10 protein-coding genes are annotated in these 12198 nt (G+C 61.0%); 3 read left to right on the top strand and 7 right to left on the bottom strand.

The annotated features are described in order from the left end of the window. Complete coding sequence (locus JV201_RS28325) at positions 1-717, bottom strand: fimbria/pilus chaperone family protein (protein ID WP_219406285.1); 717 nt, start codon at positions 715-717, stop codon at positions 1-3. A gap of 123 nt (positions 718-840) precedes the next feature. Next, positions 841-1500, bottom strand: a complete 660-nt coding sequence (locus JV201_RS28330) for a DUF1120 domain-containing protein (RefSeq protein ID WP_008438866.1) — start codon at positions 1498-1500, stop codon at positions 841-843. 472 nt (positions 1501-1972) lie between these two features. Here JV201_RS28330 and ppx point away from each other — a divergent pair, with 472 nt between their 5' ends. Beyond that, the gene (ppx, locus tag JV201_RS28335; protein WP_102370143.1) at positions 1973-3475 is read left to right on the top strand and encodes an exopolyphosphatase; all 1503 of its coding nucleotides are present in this window, start codon (positions 1973-1975) and stop codon (positions 3473-3475) included. A 186-nt stretch (positions 3476-3661) separates the two neighbouring features. Here the strand turns inward: ppx and ppk1 are convergent, their stop codons facing one another. Together ppk1 and hemB are read right to left on the bottom strand one after the other, a co-directional pair. Beyond that, the gene (gene ppk1, locus JV201_RS28340) at positions 3662-5890 is read right to left on the bottom strand and encodes a polyphosphate kinase 1 (RefSeq protein WP_003214009.1); all 2229 of its coding nucleotides are present in this window, start codon (positions 5888-5890) and stop codon (positions 3662-3664) included. 18 nt (positions 5891-5908) lie between these two features. Next, complete coding sequence (hemB, locus tag JV201_RS28345; RefSeq protein WP_219406286.1) at positions 5909-6922, bottom strand: porphobilinogen synthase; 1014 nt, start codon at positions 6920-6922, stop codon at positions 5909-5911. Positions 6923-7151: 229 nt separating this feature from the next. On the opposite strand from hemB, the gene JV201_RS28350 reads away from it, so the two are divergent. Next, on the top strand, positions 7152-7790 hold the full coding sequence (locus JV201_RS28350; protein ID WP_003214015.1) for a DedA family protein: 639 nt from the start codon (positions 7152-7154) through the stop codon (positions 7788-7790). Here the strand turns inward: JV201_RS28350 and JV201_RS28355 are convergent. Then, complete coding sequence (locus tag JV201_RS28355) at positions 7771-9006, bottom strand: sterol desaturase family protein (RefSeq protein ID WP_008439297.1); 1236 nt, start codon at positions 9004-9006, stop codon at positions 7771-7773. The two genes, JV201_RS28350 and JV201_RS28355, sit on opposite strands and share 20 nt — an antisense overlap. Before the next feature lie 115 nt (positions 9007-9121). On the opposite strand from JV201_RS28355, the gene elbB reads away from it, so the two are divergent. Beyond that, entirely contained in the window at positions 9122-9787 is a 666-nt protein-coding gene (elbB, locus tag JV201_RS28360) for an isoprenoid biosynthesis glyoxalase ElbB (protein ID WP_003214018.1), read from the top strand. On the opposite strand, the gene JV201_RS28365 is transcribed toward elbB, so the two are convergent. Together JV201_RS28365 and JV201_RS28370 are read right to left on the bottom strand one after the other, a co-directional pair. After that, positions 9784-10236, bottom strand: a complete 453-nt coding sequence (locus JV201_RS28365) for a YaiI/YqxD family protein (RefSeq protein WP_003214020.1) — start codon at positions 10234-10236, stop codon at positions 9784-9786. The two genes, elbB and JV201_RS28365, sit on opposite strands and share 4 nt — an antisense overlap. Positions 10237-10238: 2 nt before the next feature. Then, positions 10239-12134 carry an FTR1 family protein gene (locus JV201_RS28370; RefSeq protein ID WP_214499832.1) on the bottom strand — a complete coding sequence of 632 codons (1896 nt, stop codon included), beginning with the start codon at positions 12132-12134 and terminating at the stop codon, positions 10239-10241. Positions 12135-12198: the final 64 nt, after the last annotated feature.

Raw genomic sequence — 12198 nt, forward strand, 5'->3', positions numbered from 1 at the left:
TCAACCCGCCTCGACAACAACGGAGGCTTCGTAGGCGGTTGCCGAATACCCGTAGACCGTCGCCGGTTGAATCTCGACACCGCTGACCTGGGCCATCGCCTCTTCGATGCGGGTTGATAACACTTCGCCAGGCAGGATATAGGTGCGCGGCAATATCGCCGGGTGCCTCGACGGCAGCAGGTGCACCTCCAGCCCCATCCGGACCACGTAGGCACTGTCGTTATGAACCGTCAGCCGATTTCCCCGCAGCTTCCACTTCAGCAACTTCCATGGCTCCTGATGCCGCGGCAAGCCCTGGGGATGCAGGATCAGCGGTAAGTCCTGTCGAATGGTCACTCCAATGGTCGAGCGCCCTTCGGCGCGCGCCTGCGGAATACCTTCAAAGGTGACGCGCTTCAATCGCTGAGTCTTGAGCGGCTGCTTCAAGGTACTGATAAACCGCACAAGTTGTGTTTCGCCCGGTTCGACACGGGCGATAGGAGGCGTAACGATCAAGAGTGTCTCCGGATCTTCCGGGACGTTTTGAATGACTGTGTGAAGTAAAGCAGGGCCAGCGTCCGTATTTTTTACGTTGATCGTCGCTTCACCGTTCTCTTCATAAAGAATAACAACGGATGTTTCCGGCTCCATTCCATCCGCTCTTACACTGCCAGAAACTAAAAAATAAAGATTCGCACACCAGAACAGAGCATTAACTGTATTTAAAATACGACTCATCGAACTCTACCCGCAACCAGATAACGCACCGTTGACAATCACGAAATACCTATACGCATATAAAGAGCCAGCACGAAGCCACGGTGCGCGACCGCCTGCTAAATGCTGGCCATGTTTATAGAGTTAGATTCGAGTTACTACCAAAGTAGCAGCTCCATTCAATTGAATATCCCTGCTGAGATCCAGTGCATCGCCGCGATTGATCACAGCCTTGACTACGAGAGTGCCGGTAACGGAAGAGACCGCGGCTGGAGTTGTGTTGTTATTACGGCTCCAGGAGTGCTGGTAAGGAGATTTTTCGACCTTGCCGTCACTGGTGCTCCAGGCACCGCCGGAGCTTGTCCTTCTAAGCGGGTACAGCGTAGCGCCGACAGTGGTCAAGGTGGCGAGCCTGATCGAATAGCCACCGGTATTCCTGGTTCCGACCGCGCCAAGACCAAAGTTGTGGTTGTCGGTGAAGCCGGTTCCCAGGATCCCCCTTACGACACTGTTTGTTTGTGAGTCAGTAACGGACAGTGCCATCTGGGCAGCCGCCGCACCACAGTTGACGTTTAACGGCAGCGACTTTTCCGGCAGAGGATAGAAAGAGGTCAGCGGAATGCTCGACGCATTGATCGTACCGTAATCAACGGTGCCGCCTGTGGCGCCGAGGTTTACCGTGCATGCAGCTGGTTTAATGGTTCCGGTGACTCTCAGGTTCCCGGCACCACTTGTATTTGCTTGAGTACCCATGCTTACCGCCAGGCCAACGACAACTATTGCCAAACCAAATGTTCTGTTCATGTTCATCCTGTCACTGAAGTTCTCAGGTGCATGTGGTTCGCCGGGCTATTCCATGCCCAACTGCTATCAACCTTGATAGGCAAACTACAAATAGTTAACACCACGGCTTAATTGCCGAGTGACAGTCTCTCTCGTAAACACCCGAAGAAAGAATGAGACGACGCCTGAACTAGTGTCAGAGCGGTAAAAAAACAATGTCCCCTTAGATCATCCTTGCAGTAGTCCTGACTTAATTATCGACTGGAACAAATAACCCAGCCATGTAGGCATATTCAGGAAGCCTATTAAAGCTGGAGATTTCCGTTACTCCACTTGCCCTACGGAACAATCGCCAGGCGCATCAAGAATCGCCCTACATATCCTGCAGATTTTCCTCCAAGACACCGATGAGCGAATTCCGGAAGCACTACGCGTTGGCGTCAGCGGTTGATCGTGGCACGATGGCGAGGTTATCGACCGAGACCCCTTAACCATGCCGCAATCCCAAGCCAAGAATCTGTCCCTGATCGCCGCCATCGACCTGGGCTCCAACAGCTTTCACATGGTCGTGGCCAAGGCCCAGAACGGCGAAATCCGCATCCTTGAGCGGCTCGGCGAGAAAGTGCAGCTGGCTGCCGGGATCGACGACGAGCGTCAGCTCAATGAAGAATCCATGCAGCGCGGGCTCGATTGCCTGAAGCGCTTTGCCCAACTGATCAACGGCATGCCCCCGGGCGCCGTGCGGATCGTCGGCACCAACGCCCTGCGCGAAGCCCGCAACCGGGGCGAGTTCATCCGCCGCGCCGAGGAGATCCTCGGGCACCCGGTAGAGGTCATCTCCGGCCGCGAGGAAGCGCGCCTGATCTACCTCGGCGTGTCCCACACCCTGGCCGACACTCCGGGCAAGCGCCTGGTGGCCGACATCGGCGGTGGCAGTACCGAATTCATTATTGGCCAGCGCTTCGAGCCGCTGCTGCGCGAAAGCCTGCAAATGGGCTGCGTCAGCTACACCCAGCGCTATTTCAAGGACGGCAAGATCACCCCGGCCCGCTACGCCCAGGCTTATACGGCGGCGCGGCTGGAGATCATGAGCATCGAGCACGCCCTGCACCGCCTGACCTGGGATGAGGCCATCGGTTCGTCCGGCACCATCCGCGCCATCGGCCTGGCCCTCAAGGCCGGCGGCCATGGCGCTGGCGAGGTCAACGCCGAAGGCCTGGCCTGGCTCAAGCGCAAGCTGTTCAAGCTGGGGGATGCCGAGAAGATCGACTTCGAAGGCATCAAGCCTGATCGCCGCACCATTTTCCCGGCGGGCCTGGCGATTCTCGAAGCGATTTTCGACGCCCTTGAACTGCAACGCATGGACCACTGCGATGGCGCCCTGCGTGAAGGGGTGCTCTACGACCTGCTGGGCCGTCATCATCATGAAGACGTCCGTGAGCGCACCCTCAGCTCGTTGATGGAGCGTTACCACGTCGACCTGGAACAGGCGGCGCGGGTTGAACGCAAGGCGCTGCATGCTTTCGACCAGGTCGCAGCGGACTGGGACCTGGAAGACGGCGTGTGGCGTGAACTGCTGGGCTGGGCGGCCAAGGTCCATGAAGTGGGGCTGGACATCGCCCACTACCATTACCACAAGCACGGCGCCTACCTGATCGAGCACTCGGACCTGGCGGGTTTCTCCCGTGAAGACCAGCAGATGCTCGCGCTGCTGGTACGCGGCCACCGCCGCAACATCCCCCGGGACAAGTTTGCCGAGTTCGGTGCCGAGGGCATCAAGCTGATTCGCCTGTGCGCGCTGCTGCGGTTTGCGATCCTGTTCCACCACATCCGTGGTACCCAGGAAATGCCGCAAGTGGTCCTGCGGGCCAATGCCGACAGCCTGGACGTGGTATTCCCGAAGAACTGGCTGGATGAAAACCAGCTGACCCAGGCGGATTTCGCCCAGGAAGCCGAGTGGCTGACGCGGGTTGGGTTCACGCTGAACGTGCGCTGATATGAGTGAGTGACGCGGAGCGTCACAGGATGTATTCCCACGCAGAGCGTGGGAACAATCCAACGCCACAAAACAAATGTGGGAGCGGGCTTGCTCGCGAAGGCGGAGTGTCAGTCAACAGATTCATCGACTGATCCACCGCTTTCGCGAGCAAGCCCGCTCCCACATTTTTGACCGCGTCGGTTTTTAGTTCACCGTCAGAATCGGGCTGCCCAGCTTCTCCAGCAACGTCGCCTGGGCGCTGCGCGGGTTCTGGTTGCCGGTCGGGGTGTTGCGCACGTAGCGCCCGTCCGACTGCAGGCTCCAGCTGTGGGTGTTATCGGTGAGATAACTTTCCAGCTCCTTCTTGACCCGCATGATCAGTTTCTTGCCTTCCACCGGGAAGCAGGTCTCCACACGCTTGTCGAGGTTGCGCTCCATCCAGTCGGCACTGGAGAGGAACATCTGCTCCTCGCCGCCATTGAGGAAGTAGAACACCCGCGTGTGCTCCAGGAAGCGCCCGATGATCGAACGCACGTGGATGTTATGGGATACCCCGGCGATGCCCGGCCGCAGGCAGCACATGCCACGCACCACCAAATCGATACGCACACCCGACTGGCTGGCCTTGTACAGCGCGCGGATGATCTTCGGATCGGTCAGCGAGTTGAACTTGGCGATGATGTGCGCCGGCTTGCCTTCGAGGGCGAACTGGGTCTCGCGGGCAATCATGTCGAGCATGCCCTTCTTCAGGGTGAACGGCGCGTGCAGCAGTTTCTTCATGCGCAAGGTCTTGCCCATGCCGATCAACTGGCTGAACAGCTTGCCGACGTCTTCACACAAGGCGTCGTCGGAGGTCAGGAGGCTGTAGTCGGTGTAGAGCTTGGCGTTGCCGGCGTGGTAGTTGCCGGTGCCCAAGTGGGCGTAGCGCACGATCTCACCGGCTTCGCGGCGCAGGATCAGCATCATCTTGGCGTGGGTCTTGAAGCCGACCACGCCGTAGATCACCACCGCACCGGCGGCTTGCAGACGGCTGGCCAGTTGCAGGTTGGACTCTTCGTCGAACCGCGCCCGCAGTTCGATCACCGCCGTCACTTCCTTGCCGTTACGCGCGGCGTCTACCAGCGCATCGACGATTTCGGAGTTGGCGCCGGAGCGGTACAGGGTTTGGCGCACAGCCAGCACGTGCGGGTCCTTGGCGGCCTGGCGCAGCAGGTCGACCACCGGGGTGAAGGACTCGAACGGGTGCAGCAGCAGAATGTCCTGCTTGCTCACCACACTGAAGATGTTCTCGCTGTTTTGCAGCAGTTTCGGGATCTGCGGGGTGAACGGCGTGTATTGCAGCTCCGGGTGGCTGTCCAGACCAGTAATGCTGAACAGGCGCGTCAGGTTCACCGGGCCATTGACCTGGTACAGCTCGGTCTCGCTCAGGTTGAACTGCTTGAGCAGGTAGTCGGACAGGTGTTTCGGACATGTGTCCGCCACTTCCAGGCGCACCGCATCACCGTAGCGACGGGAGAACAGCTCGCCGCGCAGGGCGCGGGCCAAGTCTTCGACGTCTTCGGAGTCCAGCGCCAGGTCGGCGTTACGGGTCAGGCGGAACTGGTAGCAGCCCTTGACCTTCATGCCCTGGAACAGGTCATCGGCGTGGGCGTGGATCATCGACGAAAGGAATACATAGTTATCGCCAGCGCCCCCCACCTCTTCCGGTACCTTGATGATCCGTGGCAACAGGCGCGGTGCCGGAATGATCGCAAGGCCCGAGTCGCGACCGAAGGCATCGATACCTTCCAGCTCGACAATGAAGTTCAGGCTCTTGTTCACCAGCAGCGGGAACGGGTGCGTCGGGTCGAGGCCGATGGGGGTGATGATCGGCGAGATTTCGTCGCGGAAGTAGCGGCGCACCCAGGTCTTGATCTTGGTGGTCCAGTGCCGGCGCCGGATGAAGCGCACGTGATGCTTTTCCAGTTCCGGCAGCAGGATGTCATTGAGGATCGCGTATTGGCGGTCCACGTGGCCGTGTACCAGCTCGCTGATGCGGGCCAGGGCCTGATGCGGTTGCAGGCCGTCGGCACCGGCTTGTTCACGGGCGAACGTGATCTGCTTCTTCAGGCCGGCGACACGGATCTCGAAGAACTCGTCCAGGTTGCTGGAGAAGATCAGCAGGAATTTCAACCGCTCCAGCAATGGGTAGGACTCATCCAGCGCCTGTTCCAGCACGCGGATGTTGAATTGCAGTTGTGACAGCTCGCGATGGATGTACAGGCTGCTGTCATCCAGGTTGGTAACCGCAACCACCGGTACCGGCGCGGCAGCGGGCGCTTCGGCCACCACGGCAGGCGGGGCCGGCTCCAGCTCCGGCGGGGTCTCGGTAGCTTGTTCGACCACCGGGTGAGCGTCTTTTACGGCAACTTCTGTGAGTCCTTCGGTATTCATCGAGTGTTCCTGTGAGGGCTAGTGTTGCTCTCTAAGCAATTGGGCAGCGCGGGCGGCGAAGTAAGTCAGGATGCCATCGGCACCCGCGCGTTTAAAGGCAGTCAGGGATTCAAGGATCACCCCTTCACTCAACCAACCATTCTGGATCGCGGCCATGTGCATGGCGTATTCACCGCTGACCTGATAGACAAAGGTCGGCACCTTGAATTCCTCTTTGACCCGATAAAGGATGTCGAGGTACGGCATCCCGGGCTTGACCATCACCATGTCGGCGCCTTCGGCCAGGTCCGCGGCCACTTCGTGCAGGGCTTCGTGGCTGTTGGCCGGGTCCATCTGGTACGAGGCCTTGTTGGCCTTGCCCAGGTTCAGCGCCGAACCCACCGCATCGCGGAACGGGCCGTAATAGGCGCTGGCGTACTTGGCCGAGTAGGCCATGATGCGCACGTTGACGTGGCCGGCCAGCTCCAGGGCTTCGCGAATCGCCTGGATGCGACCGTCCATCATGTCCGAGGGGGCCACCACCTGGGCGCCCGCTGCGGCGTGGGACAAGGCCTGTTTTACCAGCGCATCAACGGTGATGTCGTTCTGAACATAGCCTTCTTCGTCGAGAATGCCATCCTGCCCGTGGGTGGTGAACGGGTCCAGCGCCACATCGGTAATCACCCCCAGCTCCGGAAAGCGTTCACGCAAGGCGCGGGTGGCGCGCTGGGCGATGCCGTCGGGGTTCCAGGCTTCGGCGGCGTCCAGGGACTTGAGCCCGGACGGCGTGACCGGGAACAGCGCCAGCGCCGGAATCCCCAGTTCAACCCAGTTCGCGGCCTCTTTGAGCAGCAAATCAATGGTCAAGCGCTCCACGCCCGGCATCGACGCCACCGCTTCCCGACGATTTTCACCGTCCAGCACAAACACCGGCAGGATCAGATCATTCACCGTCAGCACGTTTTCACGCACCAGGCGCCGGGAAAAATCATCACGACGGTTGCGACGCAGACGAGTGGCGGGAAACAGGCGGTTGGCGGGGGTAAAGCTCACGGCAGACTCCTGAGCCCGGCTTGACGGGCGAGCGTGACAGTTATAAGCGGCCATTATGACGAAGGAATTACAGTTGTGGTTAGCTCATGCGCCGTAAGGCAACCGGCGTGCGACCTGTAGTCGCATTCGTCGTTTATGTAGGAATTGTTCACTTCGTGACACATCTCGATACTTTCATGAATGTTCACGAAGGCGTAGGCTGCGCGTTCATTTCGCCAGCACCCAGACCATGCTTCAACAATTTCTGCATGACTTCGGCTACTTTGCGCTGTTCCTAGGCACCTTCTTCGAAGGCGAAACCATCCTGGTTCTCGCAGGCTTCCTGGCGTTCCGTGGATACATGGATATCAACCTGGTGGTGGTCGTTGCCTTTTTCGGCAGCTACGCCGGCGACCAGTTGTGGTACTTCCTGGGACGCAAGCACGGCCGCAAACTGTTGGCGCGCAAGCCGCGCTGGCAACTGCTGGGCGACAAGGCCCTGGAGCATATTCGCAAGCACCCGGACATCTGGGTGCTGAGCTTCCGGTTTGTCTACGGTTTGCGCACGGTGATGCCGGTGGCCATTGGTTTGTCGGGCTACCCGCCGGGTCGCTACCTGTTGCTCAACGGGATTGGCGCCGCCGTGTGGGCCGCTGCGCTGGGCGCTGCGGCTTACCATTTCGGCGCGGTACTGGAAGGCATGCTGGGCAGCGTCAAGAAATACGAGCTGTGGGTGCTGGGCGCACTGCTGGTGCTGGGCCTGGGCTTGTGGATTCGCCGGCGCGTCAAGAACGCCCGCCTGACCCGCGAAGCCTGTGCCGCCGAGAAGGTTCGCCTGGCGGCCGGCGAACCTGAAAAAGCCGAAAAGCCTACGACGCCAGTCGAGTAAGCCGGTCTCTGCAACAGTAGAGGCCGATGCCGCTGAGCAAGCTGTAACTGACCAGCCCCAGCCAGCCCAACGCGCTGGCCGGCCACAGCCCCACCAGCGGCGCCAGCCACACCAAAGGCACATTCAGTGCCAGGCGCAGCAGTTCAGCCTTCAACGCCCACGGGCGGTTCTCCAGCGCCACCCCCAGGGTAAACAACCCCAATGCCATCGCGCTCCAGCCCAACACCAGGGCAGCGGTCGGCAAGCCCTCGCCGAAATTCATCAGGTAGCTGCCAAAACCCACGTACGCGGCAAACTGCAGCGCGATGTAAATCTGTTGGCGCCCATCCAGCGGCACCTCGAACTTGCGGAACTGGCTCAAGTCCGGCTTGGCCATCGGGTACTTTGCCGCCACATCCGCCGGGCGCCAACCGGTGCGCATGAACCAGATCCGCAGCTTGTCCCACCCACTTTCGGTGCGCCGAGCATCACTCCACAGCTGCGCATAAAACTGCAGGTTGGCCCACAGCGGGTTCCAGCTGGCCAAGGGCGTGGTCACGCCAAAGATTACCGGCTCGTTATCGTCTTCTTCCTGGAAGGAGCCAAACAGGCGGTCCCAAATAATGAACACCCCGCCGTAGTTGCGATCCATGTAGAGAGCGTTCTGTGCATGGTGGGCCCGATGATTGGATGGCGTGACGAAGAACCACTCGTACCAGCCGAGCTTCGGCACATGCCGCGTATGCACCCAGAATTGATACAACAGGTTGAGGGACGCCACGCTGATAAACACCACCAGCGGCACGCCCAACACGGCCAGCGGCAAGTAGAAGATCCAGCTCAGCAGGAAGCCGGTGCTGGTCTGGCGCAAGGCGGTGCTGAGATTGTAGTCCTCGCTCTGGTGATGCACGGAATGCGCGGCCCAGAGGATGTTGCGCTCATGGCCCATGCGATGCAGCCAGTAGTAGCAGAAGTCATAGAACACAAAGGCGAACACCCAGGTCCAGACGCTCTGGGCCGACAGCTCGATGATCGCCAGGTGCTTGAGGGCGAAGGCATAGGTGAGGATGCCCACCCCTTTGGTCAGCAGCCCTGTGGTGGTGGACAGCACGCCGGTGCTGAGGCTGTTGATGGCGTCAGCCACCCGGTAGTTGCGTTGGCCGCGCCGGTAGTCGGCCAGCAGCTCGACCACGATCAAGGCAATGAAAAACGGTACCGCGTAAGGGACGAAGTCCATGGGCAAGTCCGGTCAATTATTGTTACATCTAGAGTAGGTGTAGCGGCTGGATATCCCATTGGCAATGAGTGACAAATGAGTAGACATTTAACGCCATGAATCAGGAGAAATGCCCATGAGCAAAAAGATTGCAGTGATCCTTTCCGGCTGTGGCGTGTACGACGGGGCTGAGGTTCATGAAAGCGTGATCACCCTGCTGCGCCTGGACCAGCGCGGCGCCGAGGTGCAGTGTTTTGCGCCGAACATTGCCCAGTTGCATGTGATCAACCACCTGACGGGCGAGGAGATGCCCGAGTCGCGCAATGTGCTGGTGGAGTCGGCGCGCATTGCCCGTGGCGAGGTGAAGGACATTCGTGAGGCCAACGCCGAGGATTTCGACGCACTGATCGTGCCCGGGGGGTTTGGCGCGGCGAAGAACCTGTCGAACTTTGCCGTGGAAGGCGCCGGGTGCAGCGTCAACCCGCAGGTGCTGGAACTGGCCGAGGCGTTTGCCGAAGCGGGCAAGCCCGTCGGGCTGATCTGCATCTCGCCGGCGCTGGCAGCGAAGATCTATGGCCCAGGCGTGACCTGCACCATCGGCAATGACGCCGACACCGCAGCCGCCATGGACAAGATGGGCGCCACCCACCAGGAATGCGCGGTCGACGACATCGTCGAAGACAAGGCGCGCAAGCTGGTGAGTACCCCGGCCTACATGCTGGGCAAACGCATCAGCGAAGTGGCGTCAGGCATCAACAAGCTGGTGGACCGGGTGCTGGAACTGACCCACGAGAACGATTAGGCCTTCATCAGCCGGGTCAGAATCCGATCCAGCGAATTGGCAAACGCCTGCTTGTCCTTGTCCCCATGGGGCGGCGGGCCACCGCCCATCTGCCCCTGCTCCCGCAGATCGGTGAACAGGTTACGCACCGCCAGCCGCTCGCTCATGTTCTGCGGGCTGAACTCCTTGCCTCGTGGGTCGAGCGCAGCCACGCCATTCTTCACCAAGCGGTCGGCCAACGGCACATCGCTGCAGATCACCAGGTCACCGGGCACGGCGTGCTCCACCAGGTAGTCATCGGCCGCGTCCGGGCCGCTGGGCACCACGATCAACTTCACGCACGAGAAGCTCGGCTTGATCTGGCTCTGCCCGGCCACCAGCACCACTTCGAACTGGCGCTTGAGGGCGAACTTCACCACCTGATCCTTGGCTGCCCGGGGGCAGGCGTCTGCATCGATCCACACGCGCATGGTTAAGCCACCACCCGGCGCTTTTCAGCCAGCCGGCTGCGACCGTACAGCACCACAATCGCCAGGATCGCCACAGCCTGGGCGCTCAGGGAATAGGCATCGGCGTGAATGCCCAGCCAGTCGAAGTCAAAGAACGCGACCGGCCGGGTGCCGAAGATCCCGGCTTCCTGCAACGCCTTGACGCCATGCCCGGCGAATACCACCGACAGCGCGCACAGCAACGCCGCGTTTATGCCGAAGAACAGCGCCAGCGGCAGTTTCGCCGAGCCCCGCAGAATCACCCAGGCCAGGCCCACCAACAGCACCAGCGCCGTGGCGCCACCGGCCAATACCGCGTTGTGCCCGGCAGGGCCGGCCTGCAACCACAGGGTTTCGTAGAACAGGATCACTTCGAACAGCTCGCGGTACACCGAGAAGAACGCCAGCATCGCAAAACCGAAGCGCCCGCCACCGCCCACCAGGCTGCTCTTGATGTAGTCCTGCCAGGCGGCCGCGTGACGGCGGTCGTGCATCCACACCCCGAGCCACAGCACCATCACGCTGGCAAACAGCGCCGTGCAGCCTTCCAGCAACTCGCGCTGGGCGCCGCTGACGTCGATCACATAAGCCGCCAACGCCCACGTCGCCAAGCCGGCCAACAGCGCCAGGCCCCAGCCGACGTTGACGCTGCGCACCGCCGATTGCTGGCCGGTGTTGCGCAGGAACGCGAGAATCGCCGCCAGCACCAGGATCGCTTCCAGGCCTTCGCGCAGCAGGATCAGCAAACCGGAGATGTAGCTCAGGGACCAGCTCAAGCCATCGCTGCCCAGCAGGCCGGCGGACTCGGTGAGCTTGCCCTTGGCCACATCCAGGCGCTGCTGCACTTGCTCGATCGGCAAGCCGTCCTGCAATGACTGCCGGTAGGCCATCAGGGCCTTTTCGGTGTCCTTGCGCACGTTGGCATCAACGTTATCGAGGGAGCTTTCAACCAGCTCGAAACCTTCCAGGTAGGCGGCTACCGACAGGTCGTAGGCCTGCTCGTGCTCGCCATTGCGGAACGCGGCGAGGCTTTTGTCGAGGGTGGCCGCGGTGTAATCAAGCAACTGCGCCGGGCCACGCTTGACCTGCGGCGGTTGGGCGCGCTGGGCGCGGAAGGTGGCAACTGCGCCGGGACCTTCGGCAGCCAGCACTTCGTTGGGGGTCTGGCGCGCGAGGTCGGCGAGGTTGAAGGACTTTTCACTGTTCGCGGCAGCCGGGTCGGCGGTGAAGCCGGCGATATAGGTCGCCAGGTCCCAGCGCTGGCGGTCGTCCAGTTGATCGGCAAACGACGGCATGTCGGTGCCTTCCACGCCCAGACCCAGGGTGTTGTAGATCGCGTAGAGGCTCAAGCGATCGAGGCGTGCAGCGTCCCGCAGGTTGGCGGGCGGCGGCGTCATGCCCACGCTTGCGGGGCCATCGCCGGCGCCTGTAGCGCCGTGGCACACCGAGCAGTTCTGCGCGTACAGCGGCGCACCGCGCGTCGGATCGGGGGTAATGGCCGGGGCCTGGCTGACTTCATAGGCCACTGCCAACTTGGCGCCCAATTGCCGGGCCTGGTGCGCAACTGCCGCGCCATCCTGATGAGCCGTCACCGCCGCCAACAGTTCATCCACGCCTTTTATCAGCTCGGCACGCTCGGGCTTTTCCGGCAGATCGGCCACAAGCCCCTGCAACACCCCGAGAAACTCTACCTGTTCACGGTATTCGGAATCATCGATAACCTTGCCCGCCTCCACTGTCGGGGGGTAGTCCGCACCGATGTAGTCCAGTAAATGCAGGGCTTGGGGCGCGCCCTCGGCAGTTGCAGCCAGCAGGTTGAAACTGCACGACATCAACGCCGGCAGCACCAGCCAGGCAAGAAAACGGAAGGGGGCAATCATGAATGGATCTCAAATGGAAATACGAAGTAACACATTGTCAAACCTTACGGGGTTTGACTCAAGG

This window comes from Pseudomonas sp. Colony2, from assembly GCF_019382755.1.
GTDB lineage: Bacteria > Pseudomonadota > Gammaproteobacteria > Pseudomonadales > Pseudomonadaceae > Aquipseudomonas.

Excerpts from the sequence above, each read along its gene's own strand:
- JV201_RS28325 (WP_219406285.1), bottom strand. The coding sequence starts at position 717 with ATGAGTCGTATTTTAAATACAGTTAATGCTCTGTTCTGGTGTGCGAAT.
- JV201_RS28330 (WP_008438866.1), bottom strand. The coding sequence starts at position 1,500 with ATGAACAGAACATTTGGTTTGGCAATAGTTGTCGTTGGCCTGGCGGTA.
- ppx (WP_102370143.1), top strand. The coding sequence starts at position 1,973 with ATGCCGCAATCCCAAGCCAAGAATCTGTCCCTGATCGCCGCCATCGAC.
- ppk1 (WP_003214009.1), bottom strand. The coding sequence starts at position 5,890 with ATGAATACCGAAGGACTCACAGAAGTTGCCGTAAAAGACGCTCACCCG.
- JV201_RS28350 (WP_003214015.1), top strand. The coding sequence starts at position 7,152 with ATGCTTCAACAATTTCTGCATGACTTCGGCTACTTTGCGCTGTTCCTA.
- JV201_RS28355 (WP_008439297.1), bottom strand. The coding sequence starts at position 9,006 with ATGGACTTCGTCCCTTACGCGGTACCGTTTTTCATTGCCTTGATCGTG.
- elbB (WP_003214018.1), top strand. The coding sequence starts at position 9,122 with ATGAGCAAAAAGATTGCAGTGATCCTTTCCGGCTGTGGCGTGTACGAC.
- JV201_RS28365 (WP_003214020.1), bottom strand. The coding sequence starts at position 10,236 with ATGCGCGTGTGGATCGATGCAGACGCCTGCCCCCGGGCAGCCAAGGAT.
- JV201_RS28370 (WP_214499832.1), bottom strand. The coding sequence starts at position 12,134 with ATGATTGCCCCCTTCCGTTTTCTTGCCTGGCTGGTGCTGCCGGCGTTG.